Annotated in this window: 18 protein-coding genes; 13 read left to right on the plus strand and 5 right to left on the minus strand. The window is 68.5% G+C overall.

Annotated features, from left to right (window positions below; translation table 11 throughout):
* The first annotated feature begins 19 nt into the window (after window positions 1–19).
* The 4 genes from KA217_01925 to KA217_01940 all read left to right on the plus strand — a co-directional run bounded on the left by KA217_01925 (window position 20) and on the right by KA217_01940 (window position 4,906).
* Window positions 20–1,084 (plus strand): hydrogenase small subunit, encoded by a 1,065-nt coding sequence (locus KA217_01925; protein MBP7711213.1) that lies wholly within the window; start codon window positions 20–22, stop codon window positions 1,082–1,084.
* A complete protein-coding gene (locus tag KA217_01930) occupies window positions 1,081–1,740 on the plus strand; it encodes a nitrate reductase (GenBank protein MBP7711214.1) in 660 nt (219 codons plus the stop codon). The genes KA217_01925 and KA217_01930 overlap by 4 nt, the downstream gene beginning before the upstream one ends.
* Complete coding sequence (locus KA217_01935) at window positions 1,737–3,086, plus strand: (Fe-S)-binding protein (GenBank protein MBP7711215.1); 1,350 nt, start codon at window positions 1,737–1,739, stop codon at window positions 3,084–3,086. Before KA217_01930 ends, KA217_01935 begins: the two co-directional genes overlap by 4 nt.
* 86 nt (window positions 3,087–3,172) lie before the next feature.
* Complete coding sequence (locus KA217_01940; GenBank protein MBP7711216.1) at window positions 3,173–4,906, plus strand: nickel-dependent hydrogenase large subunit; 1,734 nt, start codon at window positions 3,173–3,175, stop codon at window positions 4,904–4,906.
* A gap of 79 nt (window positions 4,907–4,985) precedes the next feature.
* Here the strand turns inward: KA217_01940 and KA217_01945 are convergent, their stop codons facing one another.
* Window positions 4,986–5,747 carry an endonuclease/exonuclease/phosphatase family protein gene (locus tag KA217_01945; GenBank protein ID MBP7711217.1) on the minus strand — a complete coding sequence of 254 codons (762 nt, stop codon included), beginning with the start codon at window positions 5,745–5,747 and terminating at the stop codon, window positions 4,986–4,988.
* Window positions 5,748–5,849: 102 nt separating this feature from the next.
* Between KA217_01945 and KA217_01950 the strand changes: the two genes are divergently transcribed.
* Complete coding sequence (locus KA217_01950; GenBank protein MBP7711218.1) at window positions 5,850–6,806, plus strand: acetyltransferase; 957 nt, start codon at window positions 5,850–5,852, stop codon at window positions 6,804–6,806.
* Here the strand turns inward: KA217_01950 and KA217_01955 are convergent.
* Window positions 6,803–8,314, minus strand: a complete 1,512-nt coding sequence (locus KA217_01955) for a phosphomannomutase (GenBank protein ID MBP7711219.1) — start codon at window positions 8,312–8,314, stop codon at window positions 6,803–6,805. The two genes, KA217_01950 and KA217_01955, sit on opposite strands and share 4 nt — an antisense overlap.
* 124 nt (window positions 8,315–8,438) lie before the next feature.
* Here KA217_01955 and KA217_01960 point away from each other — a divergent pair, with 124 nt between their 5' ends.
* The 7 genes from KA217_01960 (at window position 8,439) to KA217_01990 (ending at window position 18,080) form a co-directional block, all read left to right on the plus strand.
* Entirely contained in the window at window positions 8,439–9,335 is an 897-nt protein-coding gene (locus KA217_01960) for an HDOD domain-containing protein (protein MBP7711220.1), read from the plus strand.
* An 86-nt stretch (window positions 9,336–9,421) separates the two neighbouring features.
* Entirely contained in the window at window positions 9,422–10,342 is a 921-nt protein-coding gene (locus KA217_01965) for a YihY/virulence factor BrkB family protein (protein MBP7711221.1), read from the plus strand.
* Between the two features lie 481 nt (window positions 10,343–10,823).
* A complete protein-coding gene (locus KA217_01970; protein ID MBP7711222.1) occupies window positions 10,824–12,332 on the plus strand; it encodes a PAS domain S-box protein in 1,509 nt (502 codons plus the stop codon).
* Window positions 12,329–14,449: an EAL domain-containing protein gene (locus KA217_01975; protein ID MBP7711223.1), complete on the plus strand. Its 2,121-nt coding sequence runs from the start codon at window positions 12,329–12,331 to the stop codon at window positions 14,447–14,449. The genes KA217_01970 and KA217_01975 overlap by 4 nt, the downstream gene beginning before the upstream one ends.
* 996 nt (window positions 14,450–15,445) lie before the next feature.
* A complete protein-coding gene (locus KA217_01980; GenBank protein ID MBP7711224.1) occupies window positions 15,446–16,168 on the plus strand; it encodes a response regulator in 723 nt (240 codons plus the stop codon).
* A 5-nt stretch (window positions 16,169–16,173) separates the two neighbouring features.
* Window positions 16,174–17,514, plus strand: a complete 1,341-nt coding sequence (locus tag KA217_01985; GenBank protein MBP7711225.1) for a HAMP domain-containing protein — start codon at window positions 16,174–16,176, stop codon at window positions 17,512–17,514.
* Window positions 17,511–18,080: a hypothetical protein gene (locus KA217_01990; protein ID MBP7711226.1), complete on the plus strand. Its 570-nt coding sequence runs from the start codon at window positions 17,511–17,513 to the stop codon at window positions 18,078–18,080. The genes KA217_01985 and KA217_01990 overlap by 4 nt, the downstream gene beginning before the upstream one ends.
* 47 nt (window positions 18,081–18,127) lie before the next feature.
* Here KA217_01990 and KA217_01995 read toward each other — a convergent pair whose 3' ends face one another.
* Entirely contained in the window at window positions 18,128–19,042 is a 915-nt protein-coding gene (locus tag KA217_01995; protein MBP7711227.1) for an alpha/beta hydrolase, read from the minus strand.
* A gap of 103 nt (window positions 19,043–19,145) precedes the next feature.
* On the opposite strand from KA217_01995, the gene KA217_02000 reads away from it, so the two are divergent.
* Window positions 19,146–19,535 (plus strand): phosphate-starvation-inducible PsiE family protein, encoded by a 390-nt coding sequence (locus KA217_02000; GenBank protein ID MBP7711228.1) that lies wholly within the window; start codon window positions 19,146–19,148, stop codon window positions 19,533–19,535.
* Here KA217_02000 and KA217_02005 read toward each other — a convergent pair.
* On the minus strand, window positions 19,523–21,019 hold the full coding sequence (locus KA217_02005; protein MBP7711229.1) for a glucose-6-phosphate dehydrogenase: 1,497 nt from the start codon (window positions 21,017–21,019) through the stop codon (window positions 19,523–19,525). The two genes, KA217_02000 and KA217_02005, sit on opposite strands and share 13 nt — an antisense overlap.
* Before the next feature lie 3 nt (window positions 21,020–21,022).
* Window positions 21,023–21,937, minus strand: coding sequence for a decarboxylating 6-phosphogluconate dehydrogenase (gene gnd, locus KA217_02010; protein ID MBP7711230.1), 915 nt, complete (start codon window positions 21,935–21,937; stop codon window positions 21,023–21,025).
* Window positions 21,938–21,950 lie beyond the last annotated feature (13 nt).

Genomic DNA, 21,950 nt, shown 5'->3' on the forward strand with positions numbered 1-21,950 from the left:
CAGCTAGGAGAACGCGTAGATGCCATCGAACATGACGTTAGGCGAACGCCTGAGAAAACAAGGGGTGAGCCGGCGCGGCTTCCTGAAGTTCTGTGCCGCGACGGCGTCCATGATGGCGCTGCCGCCGACTGCCGTGTCCGCATTGGCGGCCGGCCTCGAAAAGGCCCGCCGGCCGTCGGTGATCTGGCTCTCGTTCCAGGAGTGCACGGGGTGCGCAGAGGCGATCACGCGCTCCGAGGCTCCGACGCTCGAGAACCTGATCTTCGACTACATCTCCCTCGACTATCAGCACACGATCATGGCGGCCTCGGGCGATGCGGCCGAGGCGGCTCGTGAGAAGGCGATGCACGAGAACGAGGGCAAGTACATCGTCATCGTCGACGGGTCCATCCCGCTGAAGGACGATGGGATCTACTCGACCATCGCCGGGGTGACCAACCTGCAGATCCTGAAGGACACGGTGAAGCACGCGGCGGCGGTGATCTCGCTCGGTACCTGCGCGGCCTACGGCGGCATTCCGAAGGCGAGCCCCAACCCGACCGGCGCCGCGGCGGTGTCCGACATCATCAAGGACAAGCCGATCATCAACGTTCCGGGCTGCCCGCCCATCCCCGTGGTCATCACGGGCGTGATTGCCCAGTACCTCGCCTTCGGCAAGCTGCCGGAGCTCGACGCGCTGGGTCGCCCCAAGGCCTTCTACGGCCAGAACATCCACGACCGTTGCTACCGCCGCCCGTTCTACGAGCGCGGCCTGTTCGCGGAGACCTTCGACGACGAGGGCGCGAAGGCGGGCTGGTGCCTGTGGAAGCTCGGCTGCAAGGGCCCCATCACGTACAACGCCTGTGCCGTCACGAAGTGGAACTACGGCACGAGCTTCCCGATCCAGGCCGGGCATGGCTGCATCGGCTGCTCCGAGCCGGACTTCTGGGACAAGGGCGGCTTCTACGAGCCGTTGTCGGCAGGGACGTTCTCGGCTGGCGGGCGGTTGGCGGCGGCTGCGGCAATCGGCGTGGCGGTGGGCGTGGGCTCGGCCGTGCTGGCCCGCAACAGTCAGAAAGCCCTGCATCATAAGGAGGGAGCATGAGCCTCTTGGACTTCGCCCGCGGCCCGGCGCTCGAGTGGTCGCTCATCATCATGGTCATCGGTGTGGTCTGGCGGCTCGCCGGAACCTTCCTGTTCAAGGGCCAGAAGTACCTGTCGAAGCCCAAGGGCACGAAGTTCGTCTCCGCCGGCCTCATGGCCATCGCGAACAAGTCGTTCCCCCCGCACGAGCTGGAGAAGCGCATCACCTTCCAGCACTACACGGGCTACCTGTTCCACATCATGCTGTTCATCGTGGTCTTCCTGTTCGAGCCGCACATCGCCTTCTTCGACTGGGCGCTGGGCATCTCTTGGCCGGGCCTGCCGACGAACGTGATCACGTTCGCCTCGGCCGTGACCGTCATCATCCTGATCGCGCTCGGCATCCGGCGCGCGACCGACCCGGTGATGAAGAAGCTCACGACCCTCGACGACTGGATCAGCTATTTCCTCACCATCACGCCGTTCATCACCGGAATGATGGCCTTCGCGCACCAGAACATCGGCGTGCGCTACGAGGACCTGCTGGCATTGCACATCCTGAACGTCTGCCTGCTGATGATCTGGATACCCTTCGGGAAGTTGATGCACATGTTCCTGCTCTTCCCGGGCCGCTATCAGATGGGTGAGAAGTTCGAGTACAGGGGGGTCAAGGCATGAGCATGAACCAGGAAATGGAACAGACGTTCCAGATGTTCATGGGTATGGTGAACGAGCTTGGCACACTCGCCAAGCCGGTCGACCTGCCCGACTCCGAGCGCATCGCGCGTGCCAAGAAGATCTTCATGGAGAAGACCACCTGGGACATCGCGGCCGAGCTCGAGGGGTGCATCCACTGCGGGATGTGCGCCGAGGCCTGCCACTTCCGGGTTTCCACCGGCGACCCCAAGTACACGCCCGCGCGCAAGTTCGAGTTGATGCGCACGGTGTACCGTCGGGAAATGAGCCCGATGCGCTGGGTCAACCGGCTGGTCATGCCGGACATCACCATGAAGGACCTGGAAGAGTCCGCCGAGCTGGTGTACGACGCCTGCACGCTCTGCGCACGCTGCAGCATGATCTGCCCGATGGGGATCCACATCGCCGAGCTGGTGGAGTTCCACCGCGAGGCGCTCGCCGCCGCGGGCATGGTGCCCGACGCGATGCTGGCGCTCGACCAGGAGCAGGCGGAGACGGGCCACATCTTCAATGCGGACCGGGAGGTCCTCAAGTTCAAGGTGGAGGAGCTGTCGGAGCAATACAACGTGCCGATCCCCATGGACAAGGAAGGCCAGGTGGACGTCATGATCCTGACGAGCGGCCTCGACCTGCACCTGTTCAACGACGCCATCGTCGGCACGGCCAAGATCTGCAACCACGCGAAGCTGAACTGGTCGTACTTCACCGACTCCTACGAGGGAGCCAATTTCGGCTTCATGAGCGGTGACGCAGGGAACCACAAGCTGGAGGTCTCCCGCGTGTACGAAGCGGCGGTCAAGCACGGCGCTAAGTATGTGGTCGCCCCGGAGTGCGGACACGCCTACCCGGCGCTGCGTTTCTATGCCGCCGAGGCCCTGGGCAAGCCGCTGCCCTTCGACGTGCTGGCTCCCTCCGAGTTCATCGCGATGCTGTACAAGGAGGGCAAGCTCAAGCTGAAGAAGCCCGCGGACCGCACGGTCGTGACCTTCCACGACCCCTGCAAGGTCGGGCGCCACGGCGGTGTCTTCGAGGGGCCGCGCGAGGTCCTGAAGGCCATGGGCCTGGAGGTTCGCGAGACCGACAGCAACCGCATGGTCAACATCTGCTGCGGTGGTGGCGCGGCGGTGTTCCTGCTCCCAAATGCCAACGAGCTGCGGCAGAAGACCTTCGAGTTGAAGTACGAGGAGGTCAAGAAGACCAAGGCCGAGGCGCTGGTCGTGTCCTGTGGAAGCTGCCGCCTGAATTTCGAGCGGGGCAAGATGAACGCCGGCGAGGGTATGCCGGTCGACAGCTTCGCCCAGATCGTCGGCGACAACCTGGTCAGCTAGGACGTGCGCGGGTGGTGCACGGGGGGCTTGGCCCCCCGTGAGCCACCGGGCACGGACACCGAACGGAACGAGATCGAGAACAAGCCATGACAGAACGAGTCGTTGTCGACCCGATCACGCGCATCGAAGGCCATCTGCGGATCGAGGCCAAGATGGACGGCGGCAAGATCGCCGAGGCCTATTCCTCCGGCACCATGGTGCGCGGGATCGAGACCATCCTCCTCGGCAGGGACCCGCGTGACGCCTGGGCGTTCGTCCAGCGCATCTGCGGCGTGTGCACCCTGGTCCACGGGATGGCGTCCATCCGCGCCGTGGAGGACGCCCTGAAGTACCCGATCCCCGCGAACGCGAACCTGATTCGCAACCTGATGGTCGGGGCCCAGTACATTCACGACCACGTGATGCACTTCTACCACCTGCACGCGCTGGACTGGGTGGACGTGGTCTCCGCGCTCAAGGCCGACCCCAAGAAGACCTCCGAGATCGCCCAGACGGTCACGCCGAACTGGCCGAAGTCCTCGCCGGGGTATTTCTCCGACGTCAAGAAGCGCCTGACGAACTTCGTGGAATCTGGGCAGCTCGGCATCTTCGCGAACGGCTACTGGGGCAGCGCGGTCTACAAGCTGCCGCCCGAGGTCAACCTGATGGCGGTTGCCCACTACCTCGAGGCCCTGCAGTGGCAGCGCGAGGTGGTGAGGCTGCACGCGATCTTCGGCGGCAAGAACCCCCACCCGATGTTCGTGGTGGGCGGCGTGCCGACGCCGATCGACCCGAACTCGGACTCGGCGATCAACAGCGAGCGCCTTTCCCAGGTCCAGAACATCATCAAGTCCATGAAGGACTTCGTGGACCAGGTGTACGTTCCGGACACCCTGGCGATCGCCGGCTTCTACAAGGACTGGTTCGGCCGCGGCGAGGGTCTGGGCAACTTCCTGTCGTTCGGCGACTTCCCGGAGAAGGGGATCAACGACGCCAAGAGCCTCCTGATCCCGGCAGGCGTGATCCTGAACCGCGACCTGACGAAGATCCACCCGGTCGACCCGAGGGATCCGAAGCAGATCCAGGAGTTCGTCTCTCACTCCTGGTACGACTATTCGGTCGGCAAGGAGAAGGGGCTGCACCCGTACGAAGGCGAGACGACCTTCAACTACAAGGGGCGTGGCGGTCCGAAGGCGCCGTTCAAGCAGTTGAGCGTCGAGGACGGCTACTCCTGGCTGAAGTCGCCACGCTGGAACGGAAAGGCGGTGGAGGTCGGACCGCTGGCCCGCGTGCTGGTGATGTACGCTTCCGGCAACCCGCAGGCCAAGGAGTTGGTCGACATGGCGCTGAAGAAGCTCGGCGCCGAGCCGCGTGCGCTGTTCTCGACCCTGGGCCGCACCGCAGCCCGGACGCTCGAGTCCGCGATCATCGCGAGCCACATGCAGACCTGGTACGACAACCTGGTGGCCAACATCAAGGCCGGCGACACCAAGACGTTCAACGCCGACCTGTGGGACCCTGCCACCTGGCCCAGCGAGGCGAAGGGTGTGGGCCTCATGGAGGCGCCGCGCGGTGGCCTCGCCCACTACATCGTCATCAAGGGCGGCAAGATCGACAACTATCAGGCGGTCGTGCCCAGCACCTGGAACGCCGGTCCGCGCGACGGGCAGGGCCAGGCCGGTGCCTACGAGGCGGCGCTCCAGGACAACCACGAGCTGCTCGATCCGAAGCAGCCGGTGGAAATCCTGCGCACCATCCACAGCTTCGACCCCTGCCTTGCCTGTGCGGTGCACCTGGCGGGTGAGGACGGCGAGGAGCTGGTGAAGGTGAAGGTGCGGTAAGGGAGAAGCCGCAGACGGGAAGTGGGGCGCCCTGCCCCACCCGCGAGGGTGGGGCAGGGCGTTTCGTTTTTTGGGGGGCTCAGTGCGCAGCCGAGCAGGGGAGGCGCACGTCCATGGCCACGGGAAGGTGGTCCGAGAACGGCCAGTTGGGCACGTAGGTCCTCTGGGGAATCAGGGTGTCCGTCACCAGGATGTGGTCGATGTGGCGGCGGGGTTCCCAGCTCGGGAAGGTGTGCAGCCGCTCCGCGGGGGGGCGCAGGGGAGTGTTGGCGAGCAGGAGGCGCAACTCCTCGCTCTCCGGTCCGCAGTTCAGGTCACCCATCACCACGGCGCAGGGCTCCCGGGCGATCTCCTCCGCCAGGAAGGAGAGCTGACGCAGTCGTGCCCGCTTGCCCAGGGCCAGGTGCAGGATGAATACGGTCAGGGGGGTAGCCGGGCCGGCAAGCCGCAGCACCAGGGCCCCCCGTCCCGGCAGACCCGGCAGCTTCAGGTCCGTGAGGGATTCCACAGGCAGTCGCGAGAGGACCCCGTTGCTCTGCTGGGCCAGGTGGCCGATGCGCCGGTTGACCTGGTGGTGCCAGAAGGGAAAGCGTGCGCGGTCGGCCAGGTACTCAGTCTGGTTCACGAAACTGGTGCGCAGGCTGCCCGAGTCGACCTCCTGCAGGCCCACCAGGTCGTAGCCGGCAATGGCGCCCGCGATCCCGTCGAGATTGACCCAGCGGCTGGGGTACGGGAGCACGTGCCGCCAGCTCCGGGTGACGTAGTGCCGGTAGCGCTCCGAGGTGATCCCCGTCTGGACGTTGTAGCTGAGGAGGCGGAGCGTGACTGTGTTCTGGCTCATCTCGCGGGACTGGTTGAATGCCGAATCACTCCCAGAATATCCTGCCCCACGATTCACCGCACGAGCCTCCTGCACCGGACCGCCTGGCGAGGTTGCCCCGACGTGACTCGAATCGACGTGTTCAATGGCGATGCGGACGGCATCTGCGCACTGCAGCAGATCCGGCTGGCCGAGCCGGGGGAGAGCGTCCTGGTGACGGGTGTCAAACGGGACATCGCGTTGCTCGAGCGTGTCACCGCCCGCCCCGGAGACGAGGTGACGGTCCTCGACGTATCCCTCGACCGCAACCGGGATGCGCTGACTCGCCTGCTCGCGGCGGGAGCGAGGGTTCGCTATTTCGACCATCACTTCGCCGGGGAGACGGTCGAGCACCCCGCGCTCCTGCTGCGGATCGACCCGTCGCCCGCCCGGGGGACCAGCCTGCTGGTGGACGAGTACCTCGGCGGGGGACACCGGGCCTGGGCCGTGGTGGGGACGTTCGGTGACAATCTGGACGAGAGCGCCGTCCGGGCGGCTGCGCCGCTCGGTCTGGGTGCGGAGGCGATGCGCCGGTTACGCGAGCTGGGCGTCTTGCTCAACTACAACGCCTACGGTGAGCGCGTGGAGGACCTTCACGTGCACCCGGCCGAGGTCTTTCGCCGTCTCGCCCCCTATCCGGACCCGCTTGGCTTCGTTGCGGAGGACGCGCTCTTCTCCGTGCTGCGGGAAGGGTACGCGGCAGACCGGGAGCGGGCGGCCGCCCTGCAGCCCGTTCTGGAGACCCCGCGGGTGGCCCTCTACGTCCTGCCGGCGGAGGCCTGGGCGCGGCGGGTGAGCGGGGTCTATGCGAACGACCTGGCGCGTGGGGCGCGCGGGCGCGCCCACGCCCTCGTGACGCGACGCCTTGAAGGGGGGGCGGTCGTGAGCGTTCGCGCCCCGTTGGCCCACAGCGTGGGTGCCGACGCCCTCTGCCGGCAGTTCCCGACCGGAGGGGGGCGCCAGGGGGCCGCGGGCATCAACGAGCTGCCGGACGAGCGCTTCGACGACTTCGTGCGGGCCTTCGTGGACGCCTTCGGTTAGCCCGCCGCGGGGGGACGCCAGCCCTCCAGGAGCTCGAGGCAGGCCCGGTTCATCTCCCGGGCCCGTGCTTCGCTGTCCGCCTCGTTGTAGCACCGCAACTCCGGCGCGTTCCCGGAGGGGCGCAGGTGCGCCACCTCCCCGCTGGCGAAGGTGACCCGCAGGCCGTCCGTGGAGTCCACGGCCGCCACGGGTCCGAACAGCCCCCGAAAGGCGCGCTCGATCGCGGCGTGGTCGCGGGCGGGGTCCCCGGTCTGAAGCTCGGCCAATCGCCGGCGGCTCACCTCGGTGGGAAAGTCCTTCAACCGGTCGCTGGCGGTGAAGCGCGGGGGCAGGGAGGCTGCGAGGGCGGATACGGGTACCGCGCGCAGCCGGCCGAGGTGCAGCAGGGCGAGGACGACGGTCACGGCGTCGCGCGTCGGCAGGGGCCCGAGGCGCCGGCCGTGGGCTTCGAACGGGCTTGCCGTCAGGAACCCCCCGTTCGCCTCGTAGCCGACGACCCTGTCCTCGCCCTCGCCGACCGCCCGGAGCATTGCCTCGACGACGTAGGGTGACCCGATCCGGGTCCGGAGCACCCGGCGAAATCGCCCGCAACGCTCGGCGACGGTGTTGCTGCTGACGGGTGTGACGACCACCCTGGCGCCCAGGTACTCCGCGCAGAGGACCCCCGCGACGTCGCCCCGCAGCCAGTGTCCCAGCTCGTCGGCGACCAGGGGGCGGTCCGCGTCGCCATCGGTGGAGACGACGGCGTCCAGGCGGGCCTCGCGGGCCCAGCGGAGCGCGAGCTCCACGTCCTCGGCGCGCACCGCTTCGGTGTCCACGGGGACGAAGGTCTCGGAGCGGCCGAGAGGCACGACCTCTGCCGCGAGCGCGGTCAGGACTTCGCCGAGCAGGTCCCGGGCCACCGAGGAGTGCTCGTAGACACCGACGCGCAGCCCTTCGAGGCAGCCGGGCGGAAAGAATCCGAGATACCGCCCGAGGTAGACACGCCGGGCGCCTTCCTCGACGGGTGGGAGTGCGGCAGGGGCCCCGGTGAATGCCCCGGCAGGGTCGAAACGACCCTCCGGCACCTCGACCCTCTGGCCCCGGATCCCCTGCTCGTCGGCCTTGGAGATCTCGCCGTCGGCGCGGTTGAACTTGATCCCGTTGCGATCGTCCGGGATGTGGCTGCCGGTCACCATCACCGACGGGATCCCCTGCAGCAGACCGTACCAGGCGAGCGCGGGGGAGGGAATGCGCCCGCAGTACACGGGGGTCATGCCCGCGTCGCGGACGGCCTGCAGGACGGCCGCCAGGATTCTCCCCGTGCTCGGGCGCAGGTCCCCCGCCACGGCAACCCGGTCGAACGGGTCGACGGACCCCCCGAGCTGTTGCAGGAAGGCGCGGGTGTACAGGTAGCAGACCTCGTCGGTCATCGCGCTCACGAGGCCGCGCGCCCCGCTGGTGCCGAAACCGACGCCGGACCGCTCCATGACGTGGGCGATGGAAACCGCTCGAGCAGGGTGGTTCATGGGAGGGGTCCCTGGCGTGGCTGGCCGGATTCTAGCAGGGGCGGCCCCGGCCAACAGGCGGAGCTCAAAGCTTCACCGGCCCTGCCGATAGCACGGGTTATTCGACCACTCGCCACGTCGAGCCATGGATGCGTTGGTCCAGTCGGTAGTCCTGGGGATTCGCTCAGACCTCGCAGCGGGCCGGCTCGTGCTCCCGTCGCTTCCGGAGATCACCTTCCAGGTGGCCAGGCTCCTCGACGACCCGAGCTCCAGCGGTGAGGCCATCGCGGCGCTGGTGGGCAAGGACCCGGCGCTGAGCGCCCGGTTCCTGCGCCTCGCGAACAGCGCCTACTTCCCCGGGATGCGGCCCGTGGCAGACCTTCGGCGAGCCATCGTGCGGCTCGGCCACAAGGTCATCAAGCACCTGATCACGACCCTCGCGGTCTCCAAGCTCTACGACGTGCGTGCCCATCCCGCGGCCAAACCCCACCTGGTCGAGCTCTGGCAGCAGAGCACCATGGTGGCAAGCCTCTCTGAGGTCATGGCTCGCCGGCTCGGCCACCTCGAGGCCGAGGTCGCGATGCTCGCGGGGCTCGTGCACCGCATCGGCGCGCTCCCCGTGATCGTCCGCGCGGAGCGCACCCCGGAAGTCTTGGCCGACCGTGCCCGGGTGCGTGAGCTGCTCGGCCAGGTCCAGCGCGAGGTGGGAGCGGCGGTGGTCGCCCAGTGGCGCTTCCCGCCCGAGCTCGTCGCGGTCGTCGTGGAGCACGAAGACGCGAGCCGCGAGAGCCCAGGGCTCGCGGATTACGTGGACCTCGTGCAGGTGGCGAGCCTGCTCACCTACCGTGGCACGGACCACCCCTGGGCGTCACTGCCCTGGGACAGCGTTCCGGCCACGCTGGCGGTCGGTCTCGAGGAGAACGAGGTGGAAGGCCTGATGGGGTACGCGGGCGCGCGCGTCGGGGAGCTGCGCCGCCTGCTCGGGCCGCAATCGGGGGCGTCGGGTGCCGGCAGCCCGGTGCGCCGCCAGGCGGCCGGCTAGGAGAGGGACGGAATCCCGTTCACCGCAATCCACTGTCGGTGTGAGGGTTGGTCCCCCCGGCAGGGCAAGGCGTAAAATCCCGCCGTATGGTGACGTCCCGGGATTGCGCCGTCTTCGTCCTCAGGAGGCCCGGGGCGTTCTTGCTGCGGGCGCTGCTCGGCTTCAAGCGCAACCAGGGGCTGCTGCTCTCGGGGGCGGTCGCCTACTACACCCTGCTCTCCATCGTTCCCCTGTTCGCCCTGCTGCTCGTCGGGCTCTCGCATTTCGTCGAGGAGCAGACCCTGCTCGCGACCATGGGGCGCTACATGGAGCTCATGGCCCCGGGCTCTGCCGGGGCCGTGACGGAGCAGGTGCGCGCCTTCATCGCCAACCGGCACGTGGTCGGTACGGTCGGGATCCTGGTCCTGCTCTTCTTCAGTTCCGTCGCCTTCAGCGTGCTCGAGAGCGCGATGAGCGTCATCTTCACGCACCGGGAAGGGGTTCGGCGCAGGCACTTCCTGGTCTCGGCCATCATCCCCTATCTGTTCATCCTGCTCCTGGCGGTGGGGGTGTTGCTGGTCTCTTTGATCGCCGGGGCCCTGCAGACCCTGGAAGGGCGGGAACTGATCTTGTTCGGCCAGCACTGGTCGCTGCAGGGCAGTGCGGCGCGTGTCCTGTATCTGCTGGGGATGGTCGGGCTCATCCTGATGCTCACGGCCCTCTACGTGATCATGCCGGTGGGGCGGACGGCGTTCCGGCACGCCCTCGTCGGGGGCACGGTCGCGGCCGTGCTCTGGGAAGTCACCCGGCACGTGCTGGTCTGGTATTTCTCGAACCTCTCCCTGGTGAACGTGGTCTACGGGTCGCTCGCCACGTCGGTGGTCGCTCTCCTCAGCTTCGAGGTGGCGGCGATCATCCTGCTGTTCGGTGCGCAGGTCATCGCCGAGTTCGAGTGCAGCGTGCGCGAGCGCTGCCTCGCGAGCCGGGAGGGCGGGGACCGGGACCAGGGGGGAACCCCGGCACCCTAGCGGGGTCGAAGCCGGCAAGCGCACCTCCCGCGGGCGGCACTGTCCACCGTGTCGAGGGCGGCTACACTGCCCTCGTTTCCGGGGATGTTCGCTAACCCACTGAAGGGAAGAGATTTCGGGCGCGAGCCGTCTACGGTTCGGCAGGCCCGCCGTGACCCGTGTCACTACCCCGGACCCGCCCCGTGTCGGTCCGCTTGACAACATCGATTTCCGGTCTCGAGAAGATCGGGCAACGCATTGACACAGAAGGGTCTATCAGAAGAGTGGTGTGGAATCTGCAGAGGACTGCGAGCCGGTGCAAAAGGGTTCCCGTCTTTGATGGCGCCCGGGCGCCGGCCAGGACAGCCCACTCCACCGGCATCCGCCCCCATGACAGAACCGGCCCGCCCAGCTTGTCCCCTTGCCTGGCTCAGGACGGCCGAGGCGGGAGGGCTGTGCCCGCGCTGCGGTCCAGCGATTTCCTGGCGGGTGGTCCAGGGCGATGGCTGAGCCGCGCCTCATCCTGGTCGCCCTCGAGGCGTCCGCTGACCGGTCGCTCGCGGTGCTCGTGCTCCGCCAGGCCTTTCCGGAGGACCGCATCGAGGAGGTCCCAGACGCCATCGCCTTCGCCGAGGCGCTGGCGGGACCGGCCACTTCGGCGCTGGTGACGGCGCTGGGCTTCTCGTGGGCCGAAGGACCGAGGGTTGTTGCGGCCGTTCGCCGGCGGCACCCCGGTGTCGTCACCGTGGCCTTCGACCTCCCACCTTCGGACCAGGTGTCGGCGCGACTGGCCGAGATGGGCGTCGACCGTTACGTGCGGCGGGACAGCGCGGGCTATCTCGATCTCCCCGTGGCGCTGCGGGAGGCCTGGGATCGCGCGGAGGCCCGGCGCAGCGGTGGCGAAGCGGAGCAGGTCTTCCGGCGCCTGGTGGAGGACGCACCGATCGGTCTGTTCTCGGCCACTCCGAACGGCGTGCTCACCCGGGCCAACCCGTCGTTCGCCCGGGTCCTTGGAATGGCGCCCGACACCCCCCTGTTGGGGAGGCCCCTGCGCGAGGTCCTGAGCGGCGCACTCCCCGAGCTCGCGCCGAGTCTGCCCGAGGACCTGCGCCGAGGGGTTCACGAGCCCGAGGTCCGCTTGGCGACGCACACCGGCGACGTGCGCTGGGTCGGAGTCGACGTCTGGGGTGTGCGTGAGCAGGACGGTAGCCTGCTGCGGCTGGACGGTGCCGTCCAGGATGTCACGTCGGCGCGTGCGGAGTGCGGGCGCTCCGCTGGGGCGGGGGAGGCCGGGCGGGACTCCTCCCGGGCCGAGCTGGAGCAGTTGGCCTACGCCGTGTCCCACGACCTTCAGGAGCCGTTACACGTGCTCTCGCGCCACGCCCACATCCTCGCGGAGCGCTATGCGAAGCGGCTGGACGCCGAAGGGGAGCGCTTCCTCGGCAATCTGGTGGGCAGCTCCGACCGCATGCAGGCGATGCTCGACGGGATCCTCGAGTACGCCCGGGCCGGGCGGGAGGGCCGCGCCCTCGCGCCGGTCGACTTCAACCGGGCGCTGGAGGAGGCGCTGGAGAACCTGCGTGTCCGAATCGAGGAGACGGGTGCCGACGTTCGTCACACGACACTCCCGGTCCTGCCGGGGGAGTATCGGCAGGTCGTGCAGCTGTTTCAGAATCTGGTCGGAAACGCATTAAAATTCCGGGGCACCGAGACGCCGAGGGTCATCGTCGGGGCACGTGAGCGGGACTCCGACTGGCGCTTCGCGGTCAAGGACAACGGCATCGGGATCGACCCCAAATTTCAACAGCGGATCTTCGGGATGTTTCAGCGTCTGCACACCGCCGAGGAATACCCGGGGACGGGGGTCGGTCTCGCCCTGTGCAAGCGGATCGTCGAGCGGCACGGTGGGGAGATCTGGGTGCACTCCGCCCCGGGGGAGGGAGCCACGTTCTTCTTCACGATTCCCAAGCAGGCGCCCGCTTCCGGAAAGGAGGAGACAGACCCGTCATGACCGAACGCCCCAATGTCCCCGGGAGCGCGGTCCGGGTGCTGCTGGTGGAAGACAGCGCGGCGGAGGCGGACCTGGTTCGGGACATGCTCGGGCGGGAGGGCGTGGGCTCGTTTACCGTCACCCACGTCCAGCGGCTGGCCCTGGCAATCCCTCACCTGCGTGCCGGCGGCGTGGACCTGGTCCTGCTCGACCTGAATCTGCCGGACAGCGTAGGGCTCTCGGGCTTCGAGGAACTGCATCCGATTTCCCCCGCGACTCCCTTCATCATCCTCACGAACGTGCAGAACGAGTCCGTGGCGGCGCGTGCGGTGCGCATGGGCGCCCAGGACTACCTGATCAAGCGTGAGGTGAACGAGCGGACCCTGGCTCGCGCCATCCGGTACTCGGTGGAGCGCCAGCGGGCCGAAGAGGCGTTGCGCGCAAGCGAGGAGCGCTACGCCCTCGCGGTGAACGGCGCGAACGACGGGTTGTGGGACTGGAATCTCGCGAGTGACACCGTCTATTTCTCCCCGCGCTGGAAGGCGATCCTCGGGTACGGTGAGGCCGAGGTGGGGGACCGGGTGAACGAGTGGCTCGACCGGGTCCACCCGGAGGACCTGGAGCGGCTGCGCGCCGCACTGTCCGAGCACCTGGAGGGCCGGACGCCCCATTTCGAGTGCGAGCATCGGGTGCTGAACCGCTCCGGCGAAGTCCGCTGGGTGCTGACCCGCGGCCTGGCTGTGCGCGACGCCGCAGGGGTCGCCTACCGGCTCGCCGGCTCGCTGTCGGACATCACGGCACGCAAGCTGGCCGAGGAGCAACTGCTCCACGACGCGTTCCACGACGCCCTGACCGGGCTCGCCAACCGTGCGCTGTTCCTGGACCGGCTCGAGCAGACCCTGCGGCAGCACCGCCGCGACCCCGATAGGGTGTTCGGGGTGCTGTTCTTCGACCTGGACCGGTTCAAGAACATCAACGACAGCCTGGGGCACAGCGTGGGCGACCAGTTGCTGGTGGAGGTCTCGAGGCGCCTGCAGCGCTTCCTGCGTCCGGGAGACACCGTGGCGCGGCTCGGCGGGGACGAGTTCGGGGTGATCCTCACGGACATCGCGGGCGTGGCCGGGGCGACCCACGTCGCTGAGCGCATCCACGAACTGCTCGGGCAGGTGTTCGTCATCGGTGACCAGGAGGTCTTCACCTCGGCGAGCATCGGCATCGCGATGGTCTCGGAGAAGTACGAGCGGCCGGAGGAGCTCCTGCGGGACGCCGACCTCGCCATGTACCGCGCGAAGCAGGGCAGCGCGGGGTGCTGTGAGGTCTTCGACAGCAACATGTACGAGAGCGCCGTGGCGCTGCTCAAGCTCGAGACCGATCTGCGCCGGGCCGTCGAGCGTGAGGAGTTCATGGTGCACTATCAGCCGATCGTCGCGGTCGACGATGGCCGCATCCTGGGGTTCGAGGCGCTGGTGCGCTGGCGCCACCCGGAGCGTGGGCTGGTGCTCCCCGACCAGTTCATCCCCGCGGCGGAGGAGACCGGGCTGGTGGTTCCCATTGGCTGGTGGGTGCTGCGCACGGCTTGCCGCCAGACGCACGAATGGCAGCAGATGTTCCCGCTCGACCCGCCCCTGTCCATCAGCGTGAACATCTCCGGCAAGTTGTTCCTCGCACCCAATATGTCCAGCCGCTTGCTGGCGATCCTGGAGGAGTCGCGCCTACCCCCCGACAGCCTGCGGCTCGAGATCACGGAGAGTGCCATCATGGACCACCGGGACGCCGCGGTGGCCGAGCTGACGCGGCTGCGGGCTGCCGGGGTGAAGCTGCACATCGATGACTTCGGGACGGGCTATTCTTCGTTGACCTACCTGCAGCGCTTCTCGTACGACTCGCTCAAGATCGATCGTTCCTTCGTGAGCGGCATGCGCCAGGAGGAGGAGGGGACCGAGCTCGTGCGGGCCATCGTCGCGTTGGGCAAGATGCTCAACATGAACGTCATCGCCGAAGGGGTGGAGACGCCCGAGCAGTATCGCTGGCTGCTGGCCATGGAGTGTCCGGAGGCCCAGGGGTTCTGGTTCTCCAAGCCCCTTGATCGCACCGCGGTCGCACGGCTCCTGCAGGCACGTCCGACCCTCGTCAACTGAGCTTTGGCTGAGCTTTGGCTGAGCTTCGGCGCACGGATCGCGGCGTCGGCCGCGCGGAGGATGCATGGAACGGAGTGCCCGCTGGACACTCGCGGTCGTCGGGGCGGCGGTGGGGTTCGGCTTCGGACTCGCGCACCTGGTCTGGCGCGCCTCCTCGTGCTATCCCGACGATGCCGGAGGTCCGTTCCGAGCTTACGGCTGGCGTGCAGAGCCTGGGCGGGCTTGGCCGGCTGCGCCTCCAGCCTATCCCGCCTGGGGAGGAGCGCCCGAAGCGGCGTACGCTCCGCGATGGACGGATCGCGGTGGGTGGGGGGCCGGCTACCCCCCCGTACACCCGTCCGCCGAACACCCGTCCTGGGCTGGGCGGGACCCGGCTGCCTGGTGGGCGCCAGATCGCCAGGACGGACCGCCGCCGCCCTCCCTGGAGGACTCGCCTCCACGGGCCGCTACGGTAGCGGCCCCCGAGACGATGGATCGCCCATGGCCGCCGGCGCCGGACCGTCCGCCTCACGAGCCGGTGGTCACTGCCCCGGAGTGACGGGGGCCCCGGCGGCGCGTGTCTCCCCGCTCGCGCCCGCGAGTGGGGGGGGCACGCATCGCCGCCAGTCCCCGAGGTGTCGATAGCTCAGAGGCAGTGAGGCGTCCGGTTGCGCAGGGACAGCCGCAGCACGCTTGCCAGGACCACTACCAGGGCGAGAATGCCCGCAAGGGTCAGGTTGTCGATCTGCATGGCTACCTCCTCGTTCTCCGGCTTCCCGGGGACCGGGGCCGCCCGCAGGCGGCTCGGCCGGACGGGTTGCCAGCGTTGCCCGCGTCGTCGCCGAAGCGGGGTGGCGGGTGGCCGCTGACCGGGTGGTCTGGCGATGCCGTCTCCTGCCACGGGTCCAATTCTCCCGCGAAGGTGTTGCAGAAGGATTTCCCGTTGGGGCAGAGTTGTGACGGAGTGTTTCGCTTCTGTATCGAGCCAAGTCTGCCGTCGGCAGGGGGGAACGAACCGTGGAGAGCGAAAGCGCCCGTCTCCTCGTCGTGGATGACGATGCCGGTCTGCGCGCCCTCCTGACGAAGTACCTGACGAAAGAGGGGTTCGTGGTCACGGCGGTTCCCGACGGGGCGGCCATGGACGCCTGGCTCGGGCGGGAATCGGCCGACCTCGTGATCCTCGACCTGATGCTGCCCGGGGAAGACGGCCTCTCGCTGGCCCGGCGGCTGCGGGCGGGCAGCGACGTGCCCATCGTCATTCTCTCGGCCCGTGGGGAGGACCTCGACCGGATCGTCGGTCTGGAGGTCGGCGCTGACGATTACCTTGCCAAGCCCTTCAACCCCCGCGAGTTGCTCGCCCGCATCCGTGCGGTGCTGCGGCGCAGGGCAAAGGCCTGCCCACCGGCGGGCGAGGGGACGTCCGGGGAGGAGCTCCGTTTCGGCCCCTTCCGGCTCGACACGGCGGCCCAGCGCCTGACCCGGGATGGCGAGTCCGTCGACCTGACGACGGGCGAGTACGCCCTGCTGCGCATCTTCGTGGAGCGCCCCAACCGGGTCCTGAGCCGGGACACCCTGGTGGACCTGCTCAAGGGGTACGAGCGCGACCCCTTCGATCGCAGCGTGGACGTGAGGGTGGCCCGCCTGCGCAGCAAGGTCGAGGAGGAAACCCGGGAGCCCCGCTACATCCGCACCGTGTGGGGGCAGGGGTATCTGTTCGCGCCCGATGGTGACGCCCGGTGAGGTGGGTGCCCGGGACGCTGTTCGGCAAGACCGCGGTCACTCTGATGGTCGCGTTTCTCTATTTCGCGTTCTTCGCATTCGCGGCGGTCGTCCATTACGTCCAGGTGCCCGTCGCTCGGCAGGCGGCGGAGGACCTGGCCACCTTCCTGCTGCTGACCGGGCGCGCCTGGTCGTCGCTGCCGCCGGCGGACAGGGAGCATTACGCGGCCGAGGTGCTGCGGGGCCACGACGTGGCGGTGACGGATGCGTCCGCCCCCCTGATCGAGCGCCCGGCCTACCGGCCCTTCCCGGCGCTGGTGGAGGCGGCCGTGCAGGCCCGTACCCGGGTGCCCACGGCCTTGCGGATGAGCACGGCCGAGGACGGACGGCGCTGGTACTGGCTGGAGATGGATGACCCTGCAGGTGGGGTGCGCGTGGGGTTTCCCGAGAACCGGACCGGGACGCACGTCCCCACCGCGCTGATCAGCGTGCTCGCCGCGAGTGCCGGTCTCGTGCTGGTGACGGCGATGACCCTCGCCAGCCGGATCAGCCGGCCCCTGGAGCGGCTCTCGGCGGCCGTGGAGAGTCTCGGGAAGGGGCTGGAGCCCGAGCGGCTGCCCGAGCAGGGACCGACGGAGTTGGTGACGTTGATACGGCAGTTCAACCGGATGACCCTCCAGGTGCGCGAGTTGCTCGCCAACCGCACGACCCTGCTGGCGGGGATCAGTCACGATCTGCGGACCCCGCTCGCGCGCCTTCGGGTCGCCATCGAGATGTTGCCAGAGGAGGTGGATTCGGAGCTCGTGCAGGGGATGGCGAGGGACCTGGAGGAGATGAACCGCCTGATCGGCGTCGCACTCGAGCTGGCGCACGACCTTGCAGCGGGCGAGCGCGAGGCCGTGGACCTGAACGAGGTGGTGCAGGCGGTGGTGGAGGGGGCGCGGCAGGTCGGGGGCGCCGTGGGCTGGACTCCCGGGCCACCCTGCCGTCAGAGCGTGAACGTGACGGCGCTCCGGCGGATTCTGGACAATCTGATGGGGAACGCCCTGCGGTACGGTATGGGGCTCTTGGTCACGGTCGAGCTGGAGTGCGGCACCGACGGGGCGGCCGTGCGAGTCCTCGATCGGGGACCCGGAATCCCGGAGGAGGAGCGGGAAGCAGTCTTCCGGCCGTTTCACCGGCTCGAACGGTCGCGCAGCACCGACACCGGCGGGAGTGGGCTCGGCCTTGCCATCGCCCGCCAACTGTCGGACGCGAATGGCTGGCGGCTGACGCTCGGTTCGAGGGAAGGGGGAGGGACGGTCGCGGAGCTTGGCTTGCCTGGCCGTCCCCTCGCCAGTGCCTTGCCCGAGGAGGGGGGCCCTTGAGAGTGAGGCAGGGAACGGCTCGCTGCGGCGGGCGATCGGGGGCCTGGCTGCTCAGCCTCACCCTGGTGATCGCACCCGCGGGCTCGGCCCCCGCCACGGGGCTCGGTCCCCAGGAAATGGCGGCCATGGTGCAGGGTATCGTCACCATGATGAAGCTGTGGAGCGCCTTCACCGGTGGAACCGACCTCAGCCTGGGAGGGGGCTTCTCGCCGTATTCGGCCCCTGCCGGCTCATGGGCACCAGACCCCTGGAGCGGTGCTGCGCCGCCCCCATCGCCGCCTGGGGTACCCCCCGGCGGGGCCACGGCAGGTCGGGTGCCGGGGCCGCTCGAGGGGCGCTGGATCGGAGAGGCCGGAGACACGCTGGAGTTTCGCGGCGAGCGCTTCCGCCTGACGGCCCAGGGCCGCGGCCAGTTGACCGGGACGTTCCTCGCCCAGCAAGACCGCCTGGCCCTCTACGTGCCTCGAGAGGCTTGCACCCGCGTGTACCGTTTCGAGCGCCGGCGCGACCATCTCGCGCTCCAGGACGACGGGGGGCAGGTGCTCCTCTTCCGAGCGGCCCGCTGACCGTCCCGGCCCCATTTCCACGGCGCGGTGAAGGACAGGCGCTGCCTTCAGGGCTTACCGAGGAAGGCTGCCACGGCGTCTGCGATTTCCTCCGCATACAGATCCCGGAAGAAATGGTCGGCACCGTCGACCACGGCGACCTCCACCCGGCCCGGGGTGAGCACAGGTCTGAAGGCTCGTTCAAGGCCGGGTGAAACGTCATCCGCTCCTCCCACCAGGACGAGCACCGGAACGTCCGTCTTCGCGACCAGCGCCGGAGTGTCGAAATGGGGGTCGTGGGCGTGATAGGAGAGGAAACTCTCCGCGGTGGCCGCGGTGCCTGCGCAGTACAGGATGTCCACCGGCTTCATCATCGCTTTGGCGTCCGAGGCGGCGAGCTTGCGTGCCGCCTCGACCAGCGGGCCGACGTCCTTCTTGAATCCCCTCTGGTAGCTGGCGGCGGTGGCGGCTGCGTCCTGCGTCATGGGTGCGATGAGGACCACCTTCTTCACCACCGGGTCGCGGTGCTCGGCCGCGTACCAGGCGGTCTGGTTGCCACCGCGGGAGTGACCGAGCACGGTGACGCTCGTGGCTCCCTTGGCCTTCAGCCAGCCGACCCACGCCGCGATCTCGTTCACCGCGTCGGCATGGCGGTGGGTGTGGGGGACGGAGCAGTCGTAGTTGCCCGCGCGTCTGTCGATTCCCAGCGAAAGGGTGATGGCGAGGCTGCTGACGCCCCGCTCCCGGAGCAGGTCCTGCAGGGACTGGGCGATCTCCATGCGCCCGTGGGCGAGCGTTCCGTGGGTGATCAGAACCACTCCGTCGGAGACGCTGCGGCCGTCTGCGAGCTCGAGATTCCCGTTGAGGGTGAGTCCCGCGTGGGGCAGTTCGACCTCTGCGGCTTGCGCCGGGAGCCCGAGCCCGAGCGCGAGCGCGAGCGCGAGGGGGAGAATCGCGAGGCTACGGTGTGCAGGCATGTGCATGGGTCGACCTCCTCTGTTCGGTTGGACTGTGGCGCCGATCAGGTCTAAGGTGTGCGGCCAACGCCGTGGAGCGGGATGAAAGAGATCTGGAGAGGGGAAAGCCATGACCGGGACAGGCAAGGGAACGCGGGTTTACATCCTTCAGCTCGTCGAGCAGTTGGGGCTTGCCCTCATCGTCATCGCCACACTGGTGGCGGTCGGCGAAGAGGTGGCGAAGATGGTGTCCGCGCGGACCGTGACCCTCGCCGATATCCTCATCCTCTTCATCTACCTCGAGGTCATCGCGATGGTGGCGATCTACTTCGAGTCCCACCGGCTGCCGGTCCGGTTCCCCATCTACATCGCCATCGTCGCCCTGGCCCGGTACCTGATCCTGGATTCGAAGACCATGGGCCCGTTGGGCCTGATGGCCGTCGGGGGCACGGTCGTGTTGCTCGCCCTGGCGGTGCTGGTGCTCCGCTACGGTCACGTCAAATTCCCCTACTCCGAGTAACCCTCTTCCGAGATACGCAGCGAGCCTCTCCACGCCTGGCCCTCCTTCTCGAAGAGGCGGTTCGCCTCTCGCGGACCCCAGCTGCCCGCGGGGTAGGTCTGGATGAAGTCGCGCTCCACCGACCAGACCTTCAGGATCGGGTCGACCACCTTCCAGGCCCCCTGCACTTCATCGTAGCGCAGGAACAGGGAGCGGTCGCCGTGGGTGATGTCCAGTAGCAGCGTCTCGTAGGCCTCCAATCGGTAGTCCCCGACGGCGCAGGAACCGGTGTCCAACTGGGTGGTGCGGGTGCGCATCTCGAGGCCCGCCTGTTTGACCTGGATCTCGGCCCGCAGGCACTGTTCGGGCTGGATCCCCACGAGCAGCCAGTTCGGGGTCAGCTCCTCGATCGGGGTCTCGCGGAAGAGCTGTTGCGGGGGATGGCGGAAGCGGATGGCAATCATGGACGTGTTCCTGGCCATGCGTTTGCCCGTGCGCAGGTAGAACGGCACACCCCGCCACCGCCAGTTGTCGATGTAGATCCGGGTCGCGGCGTAGGTCTCGGTGGCGCTGTCCCTCGGAACCCCGGGCTCCTCGAGATAGCCCCGCACCTTTTCCCCCTCGACCAGCCCGCGCCCGTACTGGGCCCGGAAGGCGTGGGCGTGCACCGAGCCCGCGGCGATGGGCCGGATGGAGCGCAGGACCTTTACCTTTTCGTCCCGCAGGCTCTCGGCCTCCAGGGACGCCGGGGGCTCCATGGCGACCAGGGTCAGGAGCTGCAGCAGGTGGCTCTGGATCATGTCGCGCAGGGCACCCGTGCCGTCGTAGAAGCCGGCGCGGTCCTCGATGCCGCGCTGCTCGGCGTGGGTGATCTGGACGTGGTCGATGTAGTTGCGGTTCCAGAGCGGTTCCAGCATGAGATTCGCGAAGCGGAATACGAGGACGTTCTGGACGGTCTCCTTCCCGAGGTAGTGGTCGATCCGGTAGATCTGGTGCTCGGCGAAGTCCCTCTGCAGCGCCCGGTCCAGTGTCTGCGCGCTCTCCAGGTCGTACCCGAACGGCTTCTCGACCACCAGGCGGCGCCAGCCGCCATCCTCCCGGTTCAGGCCCACCCTGGCGAGCGCCCGTGCAGTCGGCCCGTACTCCGCGGGCGGGATGGAGAGGTAGAAGACCACGTTGTCGGGCAGTCCCGGTTTCTCGGTCAGGGCCTGCGCCAGGCCCTGGAACGACTGCTCATCCCTCAGGTCCCCCCGGAAGTACCGGAGCCGCTGCCGGAACCGCTCGAACACCGCGGGGTCCAGACCGTCGCGCACCCGCGGCACGAGTGCCTGCTCGACCTCGGCGGCCCATTGCTCGGTGTCCCAGGGGCGCCGGCCGAAAGCCACGATCACCGAGCCTTCGGCGAGCTTGCCCACGGCCTCCAGGTGGTACAGCGCGGGCAACAGTTTGTTTCGGGCCAGATTGCCGGCGGCGCCGAAGATGATGAGCGTGAAGGGTTCGTCCATGGGCTATTTCTTTTTCTTTTCCACCGTGTGCCCGCCGAAGGCGTTGCGCATCATCGCCAGCAGGCGATTGGCGTAGTCGCCCCGGGCTTGGCTCGCGAAGCGCATGGCGAGCGCGAGGCTGATGACGGGGGCGGGAGTCCCCTGGTCGATGGACTCCACCGCGGTCCAGCGGCCCTCGCCGGAGTCCGCCACGACGGGCGCGACACCCTCCAGGGAGGCGTCTGCGGAGAGGACGTCGGCCGTGAGGTCCAGGAGCCAGCTCCGCACCACCGACCCGTGCTGCCACACCTCGGCGACGCGGGCGAGATCGATCTGGAACTCCGCCTTGCCCTTCAGCAGGGCGAAACCCTCCGCCATGGCCTGCATCATGCCGTACTCGATCCCGTTGTGGACCATCTTCGTGAAGTGTCCCGCCCCGACGGGGCCCACCCGGGCCCACCCTCGGTCGCGCGCCGGGGCCAGGACCTTCAAGGCTGGCTCCAGGACGGCGATCGCGGCGGCATCGCCCCCCACCATCAGGCTGTAGCCGTTCTCCAGTCCCCAGACTCCCCCGGAGGTCCCGGCGTCCACGTAGTGCAGTCCGTGCCGAGCGACGCGCTCGGCGCGGCGCTGGGTGTCGTGATAGTTGGAATTGCCGCCGTCGACGAGGACGTCGCCCGGCTCGAGCAGGTCCACGAGGGTCTCCACGTACTCCTCGGTGACGCGGCCTGCCGGCAGCATCAGCCACACGACCCGAGGGCTGGAGAGCCTGGCCACGGCGTCCGCAGGGGACAGGGCCGGGATCAGGCCCTCTTCGCGCGCGAGCTCTTCCGCCGTCGCGGGAGAGCGGTTGTAGCCGACCACCTCGACTCCGCCCCGCAGCAGGCGCCGCGCCATGTTGCCGCCCATGCGGCCGAGGCCGAGCATCGCAAGTCTCACGGAAGTGTCTCCT

The organism is Gammaproteobacteria bacterium, assembly GCA_017999615.1.
Classification (GTDB): Bacteria; Pseudomonadota; Gammaproteobacteria; order JAABTG01; family JAABTG01; genus JAGNLM01.

Coding starts and splice junctions, on each gene's coding strand:
- KA217_02000 (MBP7711228.1), top strand. CDS start 19,146: ATGACCGGGACAGGCAAGGGAACGCGGGTTTACATCCTTCAGCTCGTC.
- KA217_01940 (MBP7711216.1), top strand. CDS start 3,173: ATGACAGAACGAGTCGTTGTCGACCCGATCACGCGCATCGAAGGCCAT.
- KA217_01960 (MBP7711220.1), top strand. CDS start 8,439: ATGGATGCGTTGGTCCAGTCGGTAGTCCTGGGGATTCGCTCAGACCTC.
- KA217_01935 (MBP7711215.1), top strand. CDS start 1,737: ATGAGCATGAACCAGGAAATGGAACAGACGTTCCAGATGTTCATGGGT.
- KA217_01975 (MBP7711223.1), top strand. CDS start 12,329: ATGACCGAACGCCCCAATGTCCCCGGGAGCGCGGTCCGGGTGCTGCTG.
- KA217_01965 (MBP7711221.1), top strand. CDS start 9,422: ATGGTGACGTCCCGGGATTGCGCCGTCTTCGTCCTCAGGAGGCCCGGG.
- KA217_01930 (MBP7711214.1), top strand. CDS start 1,081: ATGAGCCTCTTGGACTTCGCCCGCGGCCCGGCGCTCGAGTGGTCGCTC.
- KA217_01970 (MBP7711222.1), top strand. CDS start 10,824: ATGGCTGAGCCGCGCCTCATCCTGGTCGCCCTCGAGGCGTCCGCTGAC.
- KA217_01925 (MBP7711213.1), top strand. CDS start 20: ATGCCATCGAACATGACGTTAGGCGAACGCCTGAGAAAACAAGGGGTG.
- KA217_01995 (MBP7711227.1), bottom strand. CDS start 19,042: ATGCACATGCCTGCACACCGTAGCCTCGCGATTCTCCCCCTCGCGCTC.
- KA217_02005 (MBP7711229.1), bottom strand. CDS start 21,019: ATGGACGAACCCTTCACGCTCATCATCTTCGGCGCCGCCGGCAATCTG.
- KA217_01945 (MBP7711217.1), bottom strand. CDS start 5,747: ATGAGCCAGAACACAGTCACGCTCCGCCTCCTCAGCTACAACGTCCAG.
- KA217_01955 (MBP7711219.1), bottom strand. CDS start 8,314: ATGAACCACCCTGCTCGAGCGGTTTCCATCGCCCACGTCATGGAGCGG.